Origin of the sequence: Citrobacter sp. W9 (assembly GCF_026719375.1) — a bacterium.
GTDB lineage: Bacteria > Pseudomonadota > Gammaproteobacteria > Enterobacterales > Enterobacteriaceae > Citrobacter > Citrobacter werkmanii.
Genome location: NZ_JAPPTE010000004.1, coordinates 265,293 through 284,199, shown reverse-complemented (window position 1 = coordinate 284,199; position 18,907 = coordinate 265,293). Strand labels below are relative to the sequence as shown.

Annotated in this window: 19 protein-coding genes; 7 read left to right on the top strand and 12 right to left on the bottom strand. The window is 51.8% G+C overall.

Going from position 1 to position 18,907, the window contains the following annotated elements; genetic code table 11:
* Window positions 1-24 precede the first annotated feature (24 nt).
* On the bottom strand, window positions 25-567 hold the full coding sequence (locus OOJ59_RS09390; RefSeq protein WP_069324113.1) for a hypothetical protein: 543 nt from the start codon (window positions 565-567) through the stop codon (window positions 25-27).
* A 190-nt stretch (window positions 568-757) separates the two neighbouring features.
* On the opposite strand from OOJ59_RS09390, the gene tsr reads away from it, so the two are divergent.
* Complete coding sequence (gene tsr, locus OOJ59_RS09385; protein ID WP_038636951.1) at window positions 758-2,419, top strand: methyl-accepting chemotaxis protein; 1,662 nt, start codon at window positions 758-760, stop codon at window positions 2,417-2,419.
* A 101-nt stretch (window positions 2,420-2,520) separates the two neighbouring features.
* Here the strand turns inward: tsr and OOJ59_RS09380 are convergent, their stop codons facing one another.
* The 3 genes from OOJ59_RS09380 to OOJ59_RS09370 all read right to left on the bottom strand — a co-directional run bounded on the left by OOJ59_RS09380 (window position 2,521) and on the right by OOJ59_RS09370 (window position 5,579).
* Window positions 2,521-3,036: a GNAT family N-acetyltransferase gene (locus OOJ59_RS09380; protein WP_042312563.1), complete on the bottom strand. Its 516-nt coding sequence runs from the start codon at window positions 3,034-3,036 to the stop codon at window positions 2,521-2,523.
* A 52-nt stretch (window positions 3,037-3,088) separates the two neighbouring features.
* The gene (locus OOJ59_RS09375) at window positions 3,089-4,450 is read right to left on the bottom strand and encodes an MFS transporter (RefSeq protein ID WP_160955837.1); all 1,362 of its coding nucleotides are present in this window, start codon (window positions 4,448-4,450) and stop codon (window positions 3,089-3,091) included.
* 214 nt (window positions 4,451-4,664) lie between these two features.
* The gene (locus OOJ59_RS09370) at window positions 4,665-5,579 is read right to left on the bottom strand and encodes a GntR family transcriptional regulator (RefSeq protein WP_038636960.1); all 915 of its coding nucleotides are present in this window, start codon (window positions 5,577-5,579) and stop codon (window positions 4,665-4,667) included.
* Window positions 5,580-5,716: 137 nt separating this feature from the next.
* Here OOJ59_RS09370 and OOJ59_RS09365 point away from each other — a divergent pair, with 137 nt between their 5' ends.
* Together OOJ59_RS09365 and OOJ59_RS09360 are read left to right on the top strand one after the other, a co-directional pair.
* Window positions 5,717-6,739 carry a zinc-binding alcohol dehydrogenase family protein gene (locus OOJ59_RS09365; protein WP_121529971.1) on the top strand — a complete coding sequence of 341 codons (1,023 nt, stop codon included), beginning with the start codon at window positions 5,717-5,719 and terminating at the stop codon, window positions 6,737-6,739.
* Window positions 6,740-6,752: 13 nt separating this feature from the next.
* Window positions 6,753-8,198 carry a tagaturonate reductase gene (locus OOJ59_RS09360; RefSeq protein WP_160955836.1) on the top strand — a complete coding sequence of 482 codons (1,446 nt, stop codon included), beginning with the start codon at window positions 6,753-6,755 and terminating at the stop codon, window positions 8,196-8,198.
* A 43-nt stretch (window positions 8,199-8,241) separates the two neighbouring features.
* Here OOJ59_RS09360 and opgB read toward each other — a convergent pair whose 3' ends face one another.
* The 6 genes from opgB to OOJ59_RS09330 form a co-directional block, all read right to left on the bottom strand.
* Entirely contained in the window at window positions 8,242-10,533 is a 2,292-nt protein-coding gene (gene opgB / locus OOJ59_RS09355; RefSeq protein ID WP_160955835.1) for a phosphatidylglycerol--membrane-oligosaccharide glycerophosphotransferase, read from the bottom strand.
* Between the two features lie 231 nt (window positions 10,534-10,764).
* Window positions 10,765-11,256, bottom strand: coding sequence for a DUF2501 domain-containing protein (locus OOJ59_RS09350; RefSeq protein WP_048215003.1), 492 nt, complete (start codon window positions 11,254-11,256; stop codon window positions 10,765-10,767).
* Between the two features lie 70 nt (window positions 11,257-11,326).
* Complete coding sequence (dnaC, locus tag OOJ59_RS09345; RefSeq protein ID WP_038636979.1) at window positions 11,327-12,064, bottom strand: DNA replication protein DnaC; 738 nt, start codon at window positions 12,062-12,064, stop codon at window positions 11,327-11,329.
* 2 nt (window positions 12,065-12,066) lie between these two features.
* Complete coding sequence (dnaT, locus tag OOJ59_RS09340; protein WP_006686572.1) at window positions 12,067-12,606, bottom strand: primosomal protein DnaT; 540 nt, start codon at window positions 12,604-12,606, stop codon at window positions 12,067-12,069.
* A 121-nt stretch (window positions 12,607-12,727) separates the two neighbouring features.
* Complete coding sequence (locus tag OOJ59_RS09335) at window positions 12,728-13,201, bottom strand: threonine/serine exporter (protein ID WP_038636981.1); 474 nt, start codon at window positions 13,199-13,201, stop codon at window positions 12,728-12,730.
* A complete protein-coding gene (locus OOJ59_RS09330) occupies window positions 13,192-13,968 on the bottom strand; it encodes a threonine/serine ThrE exporter family protein (protein WP_160955834.1) in 777 nt (258 codons plus the stop codon). The genes OOJ59_RS09335 and OOJ59_RS09330 overlap by 10 nt, the downstream gene beginning before the upstream one ends.
* A gap of 452 nt (window positions 13,969-14,420) precedes the next feature.
* Between OOJ59_RS09330 and OOJ59_RS09325 the strand changes: the two genes are divergently transcribed.
* Window positions 14,421-15,146, top strand: a complete 726-nt coding sequence (locus OOJ59_RS09325; RefSeq protein ID WP_038636985.1) for a helix-turn-helix transcriptional regulator — start codon at window positions 14,421-14,423, stop codon at window positions 15,144-15,146.
* Window positions 15,107-15,784, top strand: coding sequence for a DNA-binding transcriptional activator BglJ (bglJ, locus tag OOJ59_RS09320; RefSeq protein WP_051594501.1), 678 nt, complete (start codon window positions 15,107-15,109; stop codon window positions 15,782-15,784). The genes OOJ59_RS09325 and bglJ overlap by 40 nt, the downstream gene beginning before the upstream one ends.
* Window positions 15,785-15,841: 57 nt before the next feature.
* Here the strand turns inward: bglJ and OOJ59_RS09315 are convergent, their stop codons facing one another.
* Window positions 15,842-16,300, bottom strand: coding sequence for a YbaK/EbsC family protein (locus OOJ59_RS09315; protein ID WP_038636987.1), 459 nt, complete (start codon window positions 16,298-16,300; stop codon window positions 15,842-15,844).
* Between the two features lie 235 nt (window positions 16,301-16,535).
* On the opposite strand from OOJ59_RS09315, the gene OOJ59_RS09310 reads away from it, so the two are divergent.
* Window positions 16,536-16,676, top strand: coding sequence for a hypothetical protein (locus OOJ59_RS09310; RefSeq protein ID WP_170973693.1), 141 nt, complete (start codon window positions 16,536-16,538; stop codon window positions 16,674-16,676).
* Entirely contained in the window at window positions 16,666-18,009 is a 1,344-nt protein-coding gene (locus OOJ59_RS09305) for a PTS sugar transporter subunit IIC (RefSeq protein WP_160955832.1), read from the top strand. The genes OOJ59_RS09310 and OOJ59_RS09305 overlap by 11 nt, the downstream gene beginning before the upstream one ends.
* Before the next feature lie 29 nt (window positions 18,010-18,038).
* On the opposite strand, the gene fhuF is transcribed toward OOJ59_RS09305, so the two are convergent.
* Window positions 18,039-18,827, bottom strand: coding sequence for a siderophore-iron reductase FhuF (fhuF, locus tag OOJ59_RS09300; protein WP_038636988.1), 789 nt, complete (start codon window positions 18,825-18,827; stop codon window positions 18,039-18,041).
* Window positions 18,828-18,907: the final 80 nt, after the last annotated feature.

Genomic DNA, 18,907 nt, shown 5'->3' with positions numbered 1-18,907 from the left:
TGACACAGTATCTGACTGAGATACTTAGATGACGATATAACAGTAAGGCGTTTGTTCGATGTCTCTTAACAACACATGTTTCTTACGTGATTTAGTCAGGTAATATTTTTCATCCAGATAGTGGTCAATAAGTTCATCGAGGCGCTCTTTGTCTATGCGGGGTGTTACCCCGAGCGTCCAGAAGCTACGCAGCTCTAATTCTGAACGTTTGATTTTGGCGCTTTTAACCAAATCAGCAATCATATTTCTGACGCAACTTGTCGGATCCTGGTTCTGCTTGAGTTCAAGTGCAATGTAGCTGTCCTGAGTCCAGCCTTTTTTCCGCAACAAGAAATCTGCACGTACAGACAAACGCTGTGGATTTTTCCGCAGATCGCAGGCGAGAGTTTGTTCACGCCACCATTCATGACCCGTCGAAGCCAAAAGATTGGCAAATTCTATCTGCATCCAGACTTCCCAACCGGAGATGTTGTACTGATCGATGATATTAAGTTTTTGGCGAATATCTTCACGTTCAAAAAAGTGGTGCGCGAGGGTGGATAGGTGATCAAAATCGCGATTCAACATACAAGCATCCTTTCCTTAAAAACGGGAATCCTACACCTAAGACGCAATGGAACGAGTAATTTTTTGCGTAATTTGTCATAGGGAACGAAATTTAATGCGGAAACGATAATTATGTAGCAATTGCTGGCACCATAAAGTTTTCTCTTTCCAGGCCGAAAACCAGAGTATCTGTCTAGCGGAAAGAGAAAACATGTTAAAACGAATGAAGATTGTTACCAGCTTACTGCTGGTATTGGCGCTATTTGGCCTTTTACAGCTCGCCTCAGGCGGCTTGTTTTTTAACTCACTGAAGAATGACAAAGAGAACTTTACCGTTCTGCAAACCATTCGCCAGCAGCAGTCTGCGCTGAACGCTACCTGGGTTGAGCTACTGCAAACGCGTAATACCCTGAACCGGGCGGGGATTCGCTACATGATGGATCAGAGCAACATCGGCAGCGGCGCGACCGTTGCAGAACTGATGCAGGTGGCGAGCAATGCCCTGAAGCTGACCGAAAAAAACTGGGCGATTTACGAGTCGCTTCCGCGCGATCCGCGTCAAAGCGAAGCCGCGTTCCAGGAGATCAACCGCACCTATGACATCTATCACGGCGCGCTGGCGGAGCTGATCCAGTTACTGGGTGAAGGCAAGATCAACGCGTTTTTTGATCAACCGACTCAGAGCTATCAGGACGGTTTTGAGAAGCAGTACATGAGTTACATGCAGCAGAACGATCGCCTGTATGACATCGCGGTTGAGGACAATAACGCTTCCTATAGCCAGGCGATGTGGGTGCTGGTGTGTGTACTGATTACCGTGCTGGCCGCTATCGTTGCGGTGTGGTTTGGTATCAAACTGACGCTGATCTCTCCGATGAACCGCCTGATTGAAAGCATTCGTCATATCGCCAGCGGCGATTTGGTGAAGCGTATTGAGGTGGAAGGTTCCAACGAGATTGGACAACTGGCGGAAAGCCTGCGCCACATGCAGGGTGAACTGATGAACACCGTGGGTGACGTGCGTAACGGCGCTAACGCGATTTACAGCGGTGCCAGCGAGATTGCGATGGGCAACAACGATCTCTCCTCACGTACCGAGCAGCAGGCGGCTTCTCTGGAAGAAACGGCGGCCAGCATGGAACAGCTGACGGCGACCGTGAAGCAGAACGCCGAAAACGCGCGTCAGGCCAGCCATCTGGCGCTGAGCGCTTCGGAAACCGCGCAGAAAGGCGGTAAAGTGGTCGATAACGTGGTGCAAACCATGCGCGATATCGCTTCCAGTTCGCAGAAAATCGCCGATATTATTAGCGTTATCGACGGTATTGCCTTCCAGACCAATATTCTGGCGCTCAACGCCGCGGTAGAAGCCGCACGTGCGGGCGAGCAGGGGCGTGGTTTTGCAGTGGTTGCGGGTGAAGTGCGTAACCTGGCCCAGCGTAGTGCGCAGGCCGCGCGCGAGATCAAGAGCCTGATTGAAGACTCGGTCAGCCGTGTGGATGTGGGGTCAACGCTGGTGGAAAGCGCCGGTGAAACCATGGATGAGATCGTCAATGCGGTAACCCGCGTGACCGATATCATGGGTGAAATTGCCTCCGCCTCTGATGAGCAGAGCCGCGGTATCGACCAGGTGGGTCTGGCCGTTGCAGAGATGGATCGCGTGACGCAGCAGAACGCCTCGCTGGTGGAAGAATCCGCCGCTGCCGCTGCGGCGCTGGAAGAGCAGGCCAGCCGTCTGACCCAGGCCGTAGCCGTGTTCCGTATTCAGCATGACCAGCAGCGCGCGCGCGACGTTGCCGCCGCTAAACCGGTTTCAACGGTCCAGCCGCGTAAAGCAGCGGTAACTGATGCCGGTGATAACTGGGAAACGTTCTAAGCCTGTGATGCCGGATGGCGCTGTCGCTTATCCGGCCTACGAGGAGTGTTACGACCTATAGGGAAACGTAGGCCCGATAAGGCGTAGCCGCCATCGGGCAATCAACGCAGCATCAGGCGCATGGCGCAGCGTCGTTCGTACGTCTGCCCGTGCGCCACCTCTTCAGCTCTTTTTTCGCGCAATTCCGGCGAAAGCGTCTCGTCAGCCAGCATTTCAAAACCCAGTCGCGCATACAATGGCGCATTCCACGGCACATCGCGGAAAGTGGTCAGCGTCAGTGACGTATAACCTTTCTCGCGAGCCTGTTCGGCAACATAGCCAATCAACCTGCGGCCAATTCCTTTTCCCTGCCACTCCAGATGCAGCGACAGTTCAGCAATAAACAGCGATGACCCCAGCGTTTCGGCTACCAAAAAACCGACCGGACGCTCATCGACCTGCGCCAGCCAGCTCATGCCGGCGGCGGCAAATGCCCGATGCTGAGCAGCCGATATAATCTGGTCGTCAGCAATCCACGCCAGGTCGGGGATGAGTAAAAAACGTTGCCCCGCAGATCGTTCGATGGCGGGAAGAGCGGCAGTTTCTGCCAGAGTCGTGGCGCGCAAGATAATGTTCATACGTGGAGCATAACATGCCCGATAAGCGCGGTGTTATCGGGCATCTGGAGGATTAATCTTTACGCGGATCGCTAATGGGCTGGCGTACCAGGATGATGTAGGCGAGGGCGCCCACCATGGTGACGCAACCGCAGATAATCAGCGCCAGGCGGAAAGAGTTAGTGGTATCCACAATAAAGCCGGTAACGATCGGCGCGAAGGACGCGCAGATAAAACTGGCAAAGTTCTGGATACTGCCTACGGAGGCGGTCATACGTGAGGCGACGGCAACGTGGATCAAGCCCCAGCAGGAGGTTCCGGCGAAGTGGATACAGAACAGCGCCATACCGATCAGTAACACCGCGGCCATTGACGTTGTCGCCTGCGGTACCACGAAGGTGAAGGCTGCAGAGCAGAACATCCCGGCGATAATACAAATCTTCCGGCTCTTAATCGGTGCCATACCGCCTTTCACCAGCCAGTCGGTGACAAAACCGTTAATCAGCATGCCAGTTGCGCCAAACAGGAACGGAATGGCCGCCATTAAGCCGGTGCTTTTTAAATCCAGGTTGTAGGAGGTCTGCAGGTAGCCCGGCAGCCAGGCCAGGTATAACCATGCGGTGTAGTTGATGCCGCTAAAGCCCAGCATCATGCCCCACATGGTACGGTTGCGGAACAGGCTGCGCCATTCGGCAAAGCTCAGCGGATCGCGGCGGGCATTGACGCTGCCGGCGTTCAGGTAAGCCTGTTCTGTGGCGCTCAGATCAATCTGCTCGCGGTTGCGATACAACATGTACCAGCCGATGGCGAGGAAAATGCCCAGCACGCCGATGGTAATAAACATCCAGCGCCAGCCCATAACCAGCATCATTGCAGCCAGAATCGGTGGACTAATGGCGACGCCGATGGTGGAGGCGGCGTTAAATAAACCCATGGGGCGGCCGCGCTCTTTGATGTTAAACCAGTCGTTGATGACTTTTACGCCGCACGGGTTCATGGGCGCTTCGCCGATCCCCATGCCAATACGCACCAGCACAAACTGAGTGAAGCTGTGTACCATCCCGGACAGCGCCTGAAACAGCGACCAGAAGAACATCCCGAGTCCTAACATAATGCGCGGGCCCTTGCGATCCAGCAGCGGGCCGCAGGGCAGTTGTGCAATACCGTAAGCGAGAGAGAAGACCGACAGCAGGACGCCGATTTGCGTGGCGCTCAGCCCCAGTTCTTCCCGAATTGTTAAGTTGGCGACTGATAATGAACTACGGTCGAGGTAATTAATCACCGCAGCAAAAAATAATAAAATCATTGCTGTGGTCTGAATACGTTTAATTCGGCTACTGCGTTGTACCATGCCCTCAGGCGGAACATTAATATCCGCTGATGACGACGTGTCAAACGAAGAACTCGGGTCGAGGGTAATATTATTTTTTTCCACGCCGGACTCCTGAACCTCAATAATTTATTTTCACACAGCAGTGGGCTGTGCAGTATTGAAAAAATACCAGTGATGAATCAATTTACTCATCACCGCTCACAAAAGTTTTTAATGCAGTCGACTTAGCGTGAGCATAGGCAAGAGGTATTTTTCAGGGGTTTATATTTTTATAAAATCGTGCTCCCGGTAATGGTTTGCTGTTTTTTATCGGTACTTAATGCGCAGCAGCGCTACTTTGATTAATGGAGCGGATCATCGATTGTTTGGCTGTATTCAAATGGTTACATAGCGCCAGGGTGGCATCCAGGTCGCTGCGGCAGATCAGCGCGCTGAGGATAGTCATATGCTCATCGATGGCAATGATATTGCGCTGTTTAAGATCGCTTTCATCCCACTGATAGTGGAAGTGGAAAATCACGGAGATGATTTCAAGTGATTGATTAAAAAATATATTGTCGGCAGCAGAGAGCAGTAAAGCATGAAACTCACGGTCTAACTGCGAGAACATACGAAAGCTGCTGCCGATGCTGTCGCGCAGGATGCGATGGCGCTCCAACAGCGTTTTGGCCTGCAGCCAGCGCGGGTCATCATCGGGCAGATTGAGGAAATGCTGTAAAGAATGGGTCTCAAGCATTTCTCTGAGTTCAAACAGCTGTTCCGCATAGGCCTGATCGAACTGCTTCATGCTCCACTGACCGCGTTTTTCGTTTTTAATCAGGTTGTAACGTTCGAATTTTAAAAGATATTCCCGCACAACTACCGGACTGACGCCTGCGGCTCTGGCAAGCTGCAGTTCGGAGAAACTCTCGCCTGCGCGCAACTGGCGCTGGTTGATCATGGTGAAAAAAGCCTGCTCGAAGATCCGGTTTTGCTCGGTCATGGAGGCGGTGGTGCAGGCAAAACCGTCGTCATGGTCAGGTTTACGCACGATGACATAGTGGCTGCCGACCTGTGTCAGTACGCCGCATTCGCTTAAATGGCTCAGCATATGGCGCACGGTGGTGCGACTGATGTTGTACATCTCGGCCAGCGCGCTTTGCGACGGAAGTGGGGAAGGGATATGACCACGCGCCATATCATCGATTATTTGGTTAATCACATTGTGGCGTAAGTTCTGTGAACGGCTCATGGTGTCTCCTTTTTCGCTATTAAAACCCGATTTAAAACATTTTTATGCGCTGAGATTCACAGATTACGTTTCCGCTTTCTCCGGTTTTTTTATTTTCGTCGATATCTGAGGCAACAAAAAAACAGGAGAGCAGAATCATGTCTACGATGAATACGTTGATTTGCCAGGAACCTAAAAAATTAGTCTGGAAAGAGCGTGAAATACCTGTTCCGGGTGAGGGTGAGGCATTAATTAAAATTAAGTCGGTGGGAATTTGTGGCACCGATATTCATGCCTGGGGCGGCAATCAACCTTTTTTCAGCTATCCACGTGTATTAGGCCATGAAATATGTGGGGAAATTGTCGGGCTGGGTAAAAATATACAAAATCTGAAAAATGGCCAGCAGGTGGCGGTTATTCCTTACGTGGCCTGTCAGCAGTGTCCGGCGTGCCTGAGCGGGCGCACCAACTGCTGCGAGAATATTTCAGTGATTGGCGTGCACCAGGATGGCGGCTTCAGCGAATACTTGTCCGTGCCGGTGACCAACCTGCTGGATGCGCAGGGCATTGACCCGCAGGCGGCGGCGTTGATTGAGCCTTATGCCATCAGCGCACATGCGGTACGTCGGGCGGCGGTAGCGCCGGGTGAGCAGGTGCTGGTGGTCGGTGCCGGTCCGATTGGTCTGGGCGCGGCGGCGATTGCCAAAGCCGATGGCGCGCAAGTGGTGGTGGCGGATACCAGCCCCGCGCGCCGGGAGCATGTGGTTTCCCGACTGGATCTTCCGGTTATCGATCCGTCTGCTGAAGATTTTGATGCGCAATTGCGCGCTCAGTTTGGCGGCTCGCTGGCGCAAAAGGTCATTGATGCCACGGGGAATCAGCATGCGATGAACAACACGGTGAATTTGATTCGCCATGGGGGCAGCATCGTTTTCGTTGGGCTGTTTAAAGGCGATTTACAGTTCTCCGATCCTGAGTTCCACAAGAAAGAGACCACCATGATGGGCAGTCGCAACGCGACCCCGGAAGATTTTGCCAAGGTTGGCCGCCTGATGTCGGCAGGCAAACTGACCGCCGACATGATGCTCACGCACCGTTACGCGTTTGCCCAACTTGCAGAGATCTACGAGCGGGACGTGATTAACAACCGGGAACTGATTAAAGGCGTGATCACGTTCTGAGAGGATAAGTGTGATGAAAACATTGAATCGACGTGATTTTCCGGGTGTCAGCTACCCTACGCGCGTGATCCAGTTTGGTGAAGGTAATTTTCTGCGGGCGTTTGTCGACTGGCAACTGGATATCCTTAATGAGAAAACGGATCTCAATGCTGGCGTGACCATCGTTCGCCCGATTAATACCGATTTTCCGCCGTCGCTGAATGCTCAGGATGGGTTATATACCACGCTTATTCGTGGGTTGAACGAGCAGGGCGAGGCGGTAAGCGAGGCGCGGCTGATTCGTTCGGTGAATAACGAAATCAACCCGTACAAGGATTTCGCGGCGTATCTGACGCTGGCGCACAATGCGGGCATCCGCTTTGTGTTTTCGAACACCACTGAAGCCGGGATTAGCTATCATGCGGCGGACCGTGTGGATGATACCCCGCCGGTGAGTTTTCCGGCCAAACTGACGCGACTGCTGCTGGAGCGCTTTAACCATTTTGCGGGGGCGATGGATAAGGGCTGGGTGATTATTCCTTGCGAACTGATCGACTATAACGGCGATGCGCTTAAAACGCTGGTGCTGCAGTATGCGCAGGACTGGCAGCTTCCTGCGGCGTTTGCCGATTGGGTGGAAACGGCGAATACCTTCTGTTCCACGCTGGTTGACCGCATTGTTACCGGCTACCCGCGCGAAGAAGCCGCCGCGCTGGAAGCTACGCTTGGCTATCACGATGCATTTCTCGATACCGCGGAACACTTTTATCTGTTCGTGATTCAGGGACCTGCATGGCTGGCTGAAGAGTTAAAGCTGGCGCAATGCCCTCTGAATATCCGAGTAGTAAACGATATTAAGCCGTACAAGGAACGTAAGGTCGCGATTCTGAACGGCGCGCATACGGCGCTGGTGCCGGTTGCCTGGCTGTGCGGGCTGGATACCGTTGGCGAAGCGATGCAGGATGCCGATGTCCGCCGTTTTGTCGAGCGGGCGGTTAGCGAGGAAATTATACCGGTATTGGATCTCGACGCCGATGAACTGCGAGAATTTGCCGGTGCGGTGAGCAGGCGTTTTCAGAACCCCTACATTCGCCATCAGTTACTTTCCATCGCGCTTAACGGCATGACCAAATTCCGCACCCGTATATTGCCGCAACTGCTGGCGGGCCAGCAAAATGGATGTTGGCCTGTGCGCTTAACCTTCGCTCTGGCCGCGCTGTTGGCGTTTTATCGCGGTGAACGGGCCGGGGAAGGCTATCCATTGCAGGATGACGAGCAGTGGATAAATCTGTATGCCAGCCTGTGGCCGCAAGTTGGCAATGATTTAACGCTGCTGGAACTGGTGAATGCAGTGCTCGGCGAGGCCGCGCACTGGGGTGAAGATTTAACGTTATTGCCAGGTCTTGCTGAGCAGGTGACAGCCAATCTGGAAATGATTCTGGTACAAGGTATGCGTCAGGCGGTGAACAGTCTGGAATAAGGTTGCCATGCAGCGCCCGGAGTGGTGTTGGGCGCTGTTTTTTTTAACCCTGAGCTGCCACCACTTTGATTTCAACCATTCCGATCCCCAGCTTCCGCGGCGAGTGGCCGAGAATATTGCCCTCGTTGGTGGCAACCGGATCGGGTGGGATAATCACCAGCGTATTGGCATCTGCCGGGTTTTCAAAATGTAAGGTAGTGGTGCTGATATCATGGCTTAACACCAGCGTCTGTTCTTCATTGCCAACGCGCACGGGTATCGGGCGATTGGCGTTATCGCCATAGGCTTTGGCGGTGATGACCAGATCGAATTTTTTCGGCAATGGCGCTTTGTATTCGATTTTTACCTCTTCACTGAGCTGCGCATTGGACCAGCGTCCCCAGGATTCGGGGCGTGAAATACCACTAAATTGTTTCACCTCTTCCGGCGCGCCCGCCACGTTAAAGACGAAGCTGTCGGCTTTGTAGCGAATATCGTTATCGACAATTTTCAGTGTATCGACGTTTCCTTTGTAGCGCTCCATGTCGATCACCGTGTCTTTAAAGGCGGTTTTGCTTTTCCATTTGGCTTTGTCAACGTGCTGCACAATTTGTTGCCCGCCCAGTTGCCCCTGAGAGACGCACCAGTCGGTGGAAAGCGCCAACTCCGGCGCCCACAGCTGCGCCATTTTGTAGCAGCGATCGACCCAGACAAAGTTATCACGCGGCGCGAAATCCGCCAACTGGAAGCGCAACGGCGCCGAGTATTCGCTTTCTGGTAGTGGTTCGACGCGTTTATCCGATACGCGCAGCAGCAGTGGCAGGCGGAAATGGCTACCGGAGAACGCGATCATGTTCTTGTCCTGGTCAATGGTGAACTCTTTCATCTCTTTCGGGAAATTCCACAGGCGGATGATATCGGGCTTCCACGCCAGCATTTTTTCTTTGATGTTGAGGAATACTTCCGACACGGATTCGCCCGACAAACTGCTGCGGCCAAGGCCGATAAAGTTATCGCCGCCCAGAATATCCAGCACCGTTGCGCCGTTATCCATCGTGTTACGTTTCACCGCCAGCGTATCCTGTTGCGGCTGGTCGCCGCGTAGCACGAAGAACAGGTTGTTGCGGTCCTGCTTGTTCAGATACTTCCAGGCGGTGTTGTTCATTGCCAGATGATCGGACGAAACCACGATCACGGTATCTTTAAACCACGGGGATGCTTTGATTTTATTAATAAATTCAGCGATGTTTTCCTGACTGCAGCTCACCGCGCTGAAAGATTGATTGGCCTTACCGTCGATGTCATAACGTTTACGGTTACAGCTACGAGAGATAAATCCATCCGGATGATGGGTATCCACGGTCAGGGTAAACAGTGAAAAACGTTGTCCTGAACGCGAAAGTTCTTCAAATTTTTTCCATGCTTCGTCCAGCACGGTGTCATCGTAAAAGCCCCAGTCGTTACGATATGCGGGATCCGCCACCACGCTTTTTAACTCTTCTGCGCCGTACAGATGATCAAACCCGTGAGATTTCAGGAACACATCCTTCCCGGCAAAGCGCAGGTTGGCCCCCTGCACAAAGTAGTTTTGGTAGCCGGAGTTTTTCAGGATATCGCCGAGACAGATATTGTTGGGGAAAAAGCTGGAAACCGATGCCGAGGCGTTGCCTTCAAATGGCGCAAATAACGGGATGCCACATTGCGAAGCGACCATGCCAGCGATGGTGTAATCCGTCCCTGGTAGCTGCATGGTGTTGCTGAAATCCATGCCTTCGTTTTTCAACGCGCCGAGCTCCGGGGTCAGATCCGGGAACGCCTCGTTATTAAAGTAGGTGCGTTCGAGACTTTCGCCGTAGATATAAACCAGGTTCAGCTTCGGATGAGGGATGGTTTTCGACGGCTCTTTATAATAGGTCAGGAAATCCGGATCGCCATCGCGCGACTGAGATTTCACTAGTTCAGTTATCTGGTGAAACGCCGGGCTGGCGTCAACGGAGGCCAGCGCCAGCAGCAGGGCCAGTAGGCTGTAACCCACGTGATGCGGGTGATGGCGACGGCGGCGAAGGATCCAGCCGAGGGCGACGAAGACGGTTGTCAGCGCCAGCGCAATGCCGACGCCAGGCAGAATATATTTCCCGATACCTGCGCCGGTCAGGCTGTTGGTCAGAGTGTAAAGCACCGCGTCGTTGATTCCGTCGCCGGTGAAATAGTCACTGGCATACAGTGTGATATTCAAGACAATAAAAATCCCCAGCACCGTTAACGTGGCGGCAAACCACCAGGTATTGCGACCCGCTTTCCAGGCGTAAATCAGCACTGAAGCGAGAAACAGAGTGATGGAGATTAATTCTGACACGGTCGATCCTCAGTAAACCGGGCACATGCCTGGCAGGCTAATCATTTGGTGAGAGAACAATGTAATAGCGTTGTTATATTGCTGCAATTGTAGTGACATTAAATTACGTTGTTATTCAGAATTGGTTTAGATATGCGCGTTTTTCTGCGGGTAATTACGGCTCTCGTGATGGCGGTCTGTATCGGCAGGAATAGGGGGATGCCGCGCAGGGGATACGCGGCATTTAATGCCTCAGGAAATGAAGTTCATACCCTGTTTTAACACCAGATCGCAGGCCTTGGTTTTTACCTGCTTCGCCAGCGAGCTATTACCAATCGTGTTCAGGTCCAGCTGTTGGCCATCTTTGGCGTTGAGCAGGCCCTGAATGCCGTCCATGTAGTTGGTGTCTTGTTTCTGCTCTGGGGCACTGAGGCCGAGTTTATCCAGCACCTGGTTTTTGACGTTTTGCGCGTCGGTGACCGAGGCCAGTTTCTGTTTGGCGCAATATTCCAGGATCCCGGCGGCGTTATTCATGCTGCTTGAGGTCAGTGACTGATTGCTGCCATTCAGCAGACTGGTCAGGGAGGAGAGCGACGAGCTGCCCTGCGAGCCGGAGCTTTGTTTGCTCAGTTCGCTGGCCGCGCTGGAGAGCGAGTCCTGCCAGGAGGCGGCAAAAACGCTGGTGGAGATGAGCGTACTGGCGGCAAGCGCACAGCACAGCAGACGTTTGGTTGTTTTCATCATTATATGCAACTCGTGTTATGCCTTTTCAGCGCAGTATAGCGCTGGCAGCTTTAGGAGTGGTCCTAATACGTTAATACTCTTTTCCTGTTACCCGGCTACGGTAGCTGTCCCAGTTAAAAATCACCCACAGGCTGTTACCGAGACGCATGCGATCCATCACGCGCTCACCCAGCAGTTTGTTCATTTCATCCATATTGCTGTTGGTTAACATACCGGTCGGGCGTTTTGAGGACGATCGGCGATCGACGATCTGATTGATGATCACTTTTTCATAGCGGGATTCGGTCTGCATGCCGATCTCATCGATCACCAGCAGATCTACATTGCTAAGATCGTTGAGCAACTGTTCTTCGCTGGTTTCACGGTTACTGAAGGTTTCTTTCATCGCCGACATGATATCAGCCACGGTAATGATCAGTACCGACTTACCGCGGAGCAGCAGTTCGTTGCAGATAGCTGCCGCCAGATGGTTTTTGCCGGTGCCGGGTTTGCCCGAGAAAATAAAGCTGGCGATGTTGCCGTCAAACTCATCAACGTACTGGCGGGCTTTGCTCAGGGCGTTCATCTGACCTTCGCATTCCACCCGATAGTTATCGAATGAACAGTTTTGGTGCAGCGGACGGATACCAGAGCGGTTGAATGTGCGCTGCATTTTCATGGCCCGGTTTTCGCGGGCCAGCGCTGCGGCACGAATTTCACCTTGCTCTTTTTGCCATGCCAGTAGCTCTTCGCCCGTTTTAAAGGCAGGCTCGACATTGGGCGGCATCATTTTTTGCAGACGTTTCATCAGATCGCCAACGTTTTTCATCGTTATCCTCTAAAACCTGGTGGAATATGGCTGTCAGGTTCGCTGACACTGTTCACATCGCGCTTTGGCATTCCGCCATTGCTGGCCCGGCCAATCTGGATGCTACGCGCCAGTTTTTGCTGCCACTGAATATGGTGAAAGACTTTGCCTTCGGCCTGCCAGTAGGCGACGAATGAGGCCAGTTCCTCGGCGGTGACCGGTTCTCTTAACGCCACGCCCCACAGAGCGGCCTGGCGCTGAAAGTCGGCATCGGGCTGCCAGTCAGCGTACATCGCAAATTTCCCCATTGGCACGGCCACGGGCGCAGCTTGCGGCTCTTCATAAAATTGCGCATCCAACGTCACATCGCTTCCTGGACGTGACAGCTTCTCTTCAAGCGCCAACAACTGAGCCAGTCGCGCAGGCGTCAGCGCGTAAAACGCTGGCGCATTGTTGGCGAATACCGCTACGGCGCCACCCGCAGACTTTGCCAGTACCGCGTGGTGATCGTGTAGTAAGGCGTCAATGCTGATGACGTCCGGCGTCAAAATTTTGCAGGGCATAATGTTTCTCAAAACTGAACAACAACCGAGAAGGGACTGCTTTTATAGTAACACAGAGAACCAGGAGAGCAGCAGATGAGGGGGAGATTCCCCCTCTGCGAGGCGCTAAGAAATTACCGCGCTAGACGCGTGGGCGTTTGCGATACAGCCATAAGCCTGGTACGGATAAGCCGATAGAGAGCGCGCCGACAATCGATGAAGCTTTCAGGAAATTGGTTAACAGGGTAATCATCAGCGCTTCGCTATAGCCGAAATGGCCAATTTTTACCGCCGAAATCATGGCGGTGTAGGCGGAGATCCCGGGAAACATCGGTATCACAGCCGCAACGGTGAAAACTTTCGGATGCGCCAGATACCAGCGCGACCACTGGATCCCAATGCAGCCAATCAGCAGCGACGCCATAAAGGTTGACCATTCAATATTAAACCCTGCGCTCATCATCACCATTCGTGAACCGTGGCCCAGCGCGCCGAGTAACGCACACCAGGGAAGCGCGCGGTGCGGGACGTTAAACACCATGGCAAAGCCCAGAGCCGGGATCGCCGACAGGATCATGTCCTGTATCAGCGCCAGAATGAAATCGATCACGCCCATCCGCGCAGCCCCCATAAGGTCATCGACATAACCACCCCAATGCAGGTTGCCAACGTAAGGAGACTGGCAATGGCCCAGCGAGCCAGCCCGGTATTAATGTGCCCCTTAAACATATCCGCGACAGAGTTGATCAACGGAAAACCCGGAACCAGCAGCAGCACGCTGGCAGCCATGGCGATGGTTGGGGTGTGATTAAAGGTCGGCAGCGTCAGCAACAGGCCGGATATTGTGGTCGCCACAAAGGCGGTGATACAAAAGTTGATTTGCGGGTGCAAATGCCGTGACGCCAGAATCTGGCGGATATACATCGCCACCATGCTGGCGAAAAAGGTGATCACCGCGCCGTCCCATCCGCCGTTATTGAGTTTGCAAAAGCAGGCGCAGGACAAACCGACCATCAATGCGACCAGCCATCTTGGATAGCGTAGCGGCTTAATCTGGCTGAAGCGCCTCTCAACGCCTTGTATATCCAGTAGTTTGTGTTCCGCTAAAATAACGATGTGCTGCACTTCCGTCACGACGTGCATGTTAATGCCGCGATCATGATTTTTTCGGGTCGACGTCAGGCATTGTCCATCTTTAATGGTGGTCAGGACAATCGCGTTGGAGGAGATGGCGCTTTCTACGCTATCCATGCCAAGCGCCAGGCCGAGGCGAGTGGATAGCTCGTCAACCAGCGCGCTTTCTGCACCATGCTGGAGTAAAAAAAGCCCACATTGTATACATAACCGTGTAACCGTTCGCTGTGACGACTGCTCTGTTTGCATGGTTCGCTCTGACTGAAAAGGATCTCATTGAATAGTGAATGTCTTCTTTTTATCATGAAGCATGAGCCAGTTGGCTCTGGCAAGATCAATCTTTGTGTTGAAAAAAGACGCAGGTCGTACTCGCTTACATGCCTTACCTGCTAATCAATAAAAACAGTATCACATGATAAGATAGTTTTATTTATCAGGATGGCAAATACGTAAGCAATTCTAACGTTCTATTTTAGTTCTTTTAATTGTACATAGAATGTATTTATGCGTAATTTTGTAATAACGGTTCAATAGTTTGACGCTATTGGGATTATAGCGCCATTATTTTAATGTTTGAATGAAATCCAAGGATAAACAATTCACCTCGTCTATTGTTTAGGGTTTTCCTGTTAATTAATACGTTTAATTTATCAGGGATCTTCTAATAAATGCGAATACGGACTGGTGAATGTGGAGGGGATATGTTGCCAGGACGCTGCAAAAACGCAATTATTATTAGCAAATTACCGATCGTACAAACTGGGCTTAAAGGTGTAATGCAAGAACAGTTTGCTGATTACGAATTGACTTACTGTCGTTCTGTTGAAGAACTGACATTGTTGCAGTTGCGGTGCGCTGATTTGGTGATTGCTGATTTATCAGCAGACTGCAATCATCCTCGCTCAGTTTGCGAACAATTTTATTCTTTATTATCTCAATACCGTGATATTCATTGGGTGTTTCTTGTATCTCGTGTTTTTTACCCTCTCGCCATCGAACTGCTGATGTGCCCGATCAGTTCGCTGTTATCTGATGCTGAGCCGATTGAAAGTTTAGTGAATGTAATTCACGCGGGAAATACCCGAGCTGAGAGGATAAGTAAATCTCTGATTTCCCCTCCCGTAATGCCAGAGTTGGCTGACAATAGCGCCCGCTCAATTGCACTTACTCTCTCGGAGAGGAAAGTGCTGAGACTCCTGGGAAAAGGTTGGGGAATTAACCAGATTGCATCGTTACTTAAGAAAAGTAATAAAACAATCAGCGCCCAAAAGAACAGCGCCATGCGTCGCTTATCAATACATAGCAATGCAGAAATGTACGCATGGATAAATAGTTCTCAAGGATCGCGAGAACTGAATTTACCTTCAGTATATGGGGAGACCACGGAATGGAAAGCAGAAGCATTAAAAGAAACGTCGCACTTGTAGAAAAATGTGCGATGAGTCGCGTGGGTATTGAGAGTTTATTTAATACCATGCCAGATGACCAATACGCACTTCATCTCTTTTCGAACCAGCCTGCCTTTAGTCAGGCGATGTTAAAAATGTCATTTTCGGCAGTAATTTTTTCTCTTTCTGCTATCAGAACCGATCGCAGAGCAGGACTCGCCTATCTGACGGAGATGGCGATAAATTTTCCTCGCATCAGGCGTGTGGTGATTGCCGATGACGATGCTGAGGCACGTTTAATTGGCTCTCTGTCACCATTGCCGCTGGATGGGGTCGTTAGCAAAGCCTCTTCGTTAACTGTGCTGCAGGAAGCTTTGTTTACGTCGTTGAATTGCCCTACCCGGACAACCGAAAGCGCGAAAAACCATTGGTTTATCAATCAAAGCCGTGTGCTTAGCCCCACAGAACGAGAAATACTGCGTTTTATGTCAAATGGCTATTCGATGCCGCAGATTGCCGTTCAGCTTGAACGGAATATTAAAACCATTCGGGCGCATAAATTTAACGTAATGTCCAAGCTGGGCGTGAGCTCAGATGCGGGTTTACTGGATGCTGCCGATATCCTGCTGTATCTGCGTGCAGGCGAACCGACACCCATTCTACAAGCGGCGTCGTGACGGCCAACGTAGACGTATTTTGTGTCGGGTTCAGTCACCGGCCCGGGGCGTGAAACATCATTGGCACACATCAACCCAGGTGGCTGACGTTAGCTCAGCCATCCTTTCCGGCGTGATGCGAACCGCGCTGTGAATGGCTCCTGCCGCAGGCAGCACTTCAGCATAGTGCTTCAGAGAGACATCGCAATAAACCGATATCGGTGTTTCCAGCCCGAAAGGACAAACGCCGCCAACGGGGTGACCCGTCGCATTCACGACCTCATCACTACTCAGCATACGGGCTTTGGCGCCGAATGTGCTCTTTAGCTTTTTATTATCCAGCCGGGCATCGCCTTTGGCGACGACCAGAATGATGTCGTTCTTCACTTTTAGCGAAAGTGTTTTCGCGATCTGACCGGGTTCGACATTATGGGCTTTTGCTGCCAGCTCGACGGTTGCCGTGCTCTGATCTAATTCGATGATCTCAATATCTGGGGCATGTTGCGCCAAAAATTGGCGTACTGATTGCAAACTCATTCTTCTCTCCAAATCGCCTACGGGCAGCTCCATACAGCAGAAAACCGCATGGCGTAATTTGTCATAGGGGCAAGCTCGCTGTAAATATTTTATTGTAACAACATGGCAACATTGGCAGTTTTTCGATCATCTTCACAATCAAAGAAACCGGTTACAGTAACCGGTTGCAGAATGTTGAAATGACGATTAATACTGAAGTTGTCACTTCCTCTGTATCACATAATAAGAGCCATCTATGAAACTTAACTCAAAATGCAGTAGCGCTGGTGTTCTTCCCGGCACGGTTGCGAAAAAGTGTAATGAGCTTTGCGTGGTGGTGTTGATGCCTGCATGGCCGCAGGGTTTTGCGCAACGGGAGAGCGGCTATGTCTACTAATCATGCTGTGTTTAATGTGATTTTCCGCTTTGTTGAAAACTACGTCAGCCCTGTCGCCGGACGAATCTCTTCACAACGTCATGTGATGGCAATCCGTGATGGGTTTATTTCGGCTATGCCCTTTATGATCGTCGGTTCATTTCTGCTGGTTTTCGCCTACCCGCCATTTTCTCCTGATACCACATGGGGATTTGCCCGTGCATGGCTGGATATGGCAAAACAGTTTGAAGGCCAGATCCTCACACCGTTTGATATGACGATGGGGATCATGTCGGTCTACATCTGTGCGGCTATCGCTTATAACCTGGGTAAGCACTATGTGAAGTCGCATCAGTTAGATCCGTTTATGTGCGCAATGCTGTCCATCATGGCTTTTTTGCTGATTGCCGCGCCGAAAACCAAAGGCGCGATGCCCGTCGATAGCCTGGGTGGGACGGGGATTTTCACTGCTATCCTCGTGGCGATTTACTGTGTGGAAATGATGCGTTTCCTGAAGGCGTACAACATCGGCATCCGTTTACCCGATCAGGTGCCGCCAATGATCAAAAACTCCTTCGATCTGCTGATCCCGGTGCTGGTGGTGGTGCTAACGCTGTACCCTCTGAGCCTGGTGATACAGTCGCAGTTTGACATGCTAATTCCGCAGGCCATTATGGCCATCTTTAAACCACTGGTATCCGCTGCTGATTCTCTCCCGGCGATACTACTGGCCGTGCTGATTGGTCATCTACTGTGGTTTGCTGGGATCCATGGTGCGGCGATTGTGTCGGGGATGCTGCAAATGTTCTGGCTAACCAATCTCGGAATGAATCAGTCGGCGCTGGCACAGGGCGCACCTTTGCCACATATCTTTATGGAAGCATTCTGGACGTTTTTCATCGTGGTTGGTGGGTCCGGCGCGACGATGGGGTTAGTGATTTGCTATCTGCGCAGCCGTTCGGCGCATTTACGTTCGATTGGGCGTTTGAGTGTGGTCCCCAGCATTTTTAATATTAACGAACCGGTGATTTTCGGTACGCCGATTGTCATGAATCCGGTGTTCTTTATCCCGTTTCTGTTGGCCCCGATGGTGAATGCGGTGCTGGCCTGGGCGGCGATGAAGCTGGATTTAATTGGACGGGTGATTTCCGTCGTTCCCTGGACGGCCCCGGCACCGGTTGGCGCGGCATGGGCGTTAGGCTGGGATTATCGCGCGGCCATCCTGGTCGTCCTGCTGGCGTTGGTGTCGGCGATCATCTATTTCCCATTCTTTAAGGTCTATGAAAAGCAGCTATTGGCGCAGGAAAAAGAAGAAGCACAGCGTATAGAAGAGGAAAACCAGCAGGTTGCATAAATTGTTGACGAGGGGCTACGGCTCCTCGCTTACTTCAGCGTACAGTCACCGCATTGCTGAACGTCGGGCAGGCGGTAACGCTGGCAGCAGGTTCTGCGCACCAGTAATCCTTCGCGTGGAACAACGGTACGCCACAACGGATTATCCTGACCGCAGGAGAGTTGTTTCTCAAAAAAGCAGGTTTGCCGCAGTGAGTTCAGCAGCTCTTCACCTAACAATGGCTTCATTTCCGTTAAATACCAGTGAATTAAATATCCGGTATTGCTCCAGATAAGCCTGGCGTTGATCTCGCCTGTTGCTTCCAGCGCCTGCACAACCGGCGTTAGTGCCGAGAGAATCAGCGTTTCCATGCGTTGTTGAGGCGACAGGGCTGTAGTCTGGTGATCCTGGTGGACGTCAATCCAGAAGCAGGCTGCACGGCCCGTTTCGTGAAACTCAACGCGCATGTGTTCAGGTGAGACGTCAATGGCCTCTTTTTGCGTTAGCAGGGCTACCATGAGTGGGGGCATCATCAGCCCGATATACCATTGCGCCCAGAGAGAAATCAGCGGCTTATTTTCGCGTGTCAGCGTGGGCTGGTTGCGATAGATATGGTCTGAATAAACGGCCAACAGCGAACTGAGCGTCGCTGGTTGCGTCCATTCATGTAGCGTCATCGCGCCCGGTACGGGGATTTCGTCAAGACGAATAAAGTCCAGCAGGTGCTCACGAGTTTGGGCTATCGTTTCGCGTACAGCAGCAGCCAGCGAGGGCATCTTTGCTGGAAGGTGGCTACGCCAGATGACATCTTCAACGATCGGTGCGGAACGATAAGCCATGGCAATATAAGGATGTTAATCGAAATGATAATGATTGCTAATCCTATAGTTGACGATGAACGATGGCAAGATCTTTGTCG

Bases quoted from the DNA above. Each gene is read 5' to 3' on its own strand.
- OOJ59_RS09390 (WP_069324113.1), bottom strand. From the start codon at position 567: ATGTTGAATCGCGATTTTGATCACCTATCCACCCTCGCGCACCACTTT.
- tsr (WP_038636951.1), top strand. From the start codon at position 758: ATGTTAAAACGAATGAAGATTGTTACCAGCTTACTGCTGGTATTGGCG.
- OOJ59_RS09380 (WP_042312563.1), bottom strand. From the start codon at position 3,036: ATGAACATTATCTTGCGCGCCACGACTCTGGCAGAAACTGCCGCTCTT.
- OOJ59_RS09370 (WP_038636960.1), bottom strand. From the start codon at position 5,579: ATGAGCCGTTCACAGAACTTACGCCACAATGTGATTAACCAAATAATC.
- OOJ59_RS09365 (WP_121529971.1), top strand. From the start codon at position 5,717: ATGTCTACGATGAATACGTTGATTTGCCAGGAACCTAAAAAATTAGTC.
- OOJ59_RS09360 (WP_160955836.1), top strand. From the start codon at position 6,753: ATGAAAACATTGAATCGACGTGATTTTCCGGGTGTCAGCTACCCTACG.
- OOJ59_RS09350 (WP_048215003.1), bottom strand. From the start codon at position 11,256: ATGATGAAAACAACCAAACGTCTGCTGTGCTGTGCGCTTGCCGCCAGT.
- dnaC (WP_038636979.1), bottom strand. From the start codon at position 12,064: ATGAAAAACGTTGGCGATCTGATGAAACGTCTGCAAAAAATGATGCCG.
- dnaT (WP_006686572.1), bottom strand. From the start codon at position 12,606: ATGCCCTGCAAAATTTTGACGCCGGACGTCATCAGCATTGACGCCTTA.
- OOJ59_RS09335 (WP_038636981.1), bottom strand. From the start codon at position 13,201: ATGGGCGTGATCGATTTCATTCTGGCGCTGATACAGGACATGATCCTG.
- OOJ59_RS09330 (WP_160955834.1), bottom strand. From the start codon at position 13,968: ATGCAAACAGAGCAGTCGTCACAGCGAACGGTTACACGGTTATGTATA.
- OOJ59_RS09325 (WP_038636985.1), top strand. From the start codon at position 14,421: ATGTTGCCAGGACGCTGCAAAAACGCAATTATTATTAGCAAATTACCG.
- bglJ (WP_051594501.1), top strand. From the start codon at position 15,107: ATGGAAAGCAGAAGCATTAAAAGAAACGTCGCACTTGTAGAAAAATGT.
- OOJ59_RS09315 (WP_038636987.1), bottom strand. From the start codon at position 16,300: ATGAGTTTGCAATCAGTACGCCAATTTTTGGCGCAACATGCCCCAGAT.
- OOJ59_RS09310 (WP_170973693.1), top strand. From the start codon at position 16,536: ATGAAACTTAACTCAAAATGCAGTAGCGCTGGTGTTCTTCCCGGCACG.
- OOJ59_RS09305 (WP_160955832.1), top strand. From the start codon at position 16,666: ATGTCTACTAATCATGCTGTGTTTAATGTGATTTTCCGCTTTGTTGAA.
- fhuF (WP_038636988.1), bottom strand. From the start codon at position 18,827: ATGGCTTATCGTTCCGCACCGATCGTTGAAGATGTCATCTGGCGTAGC.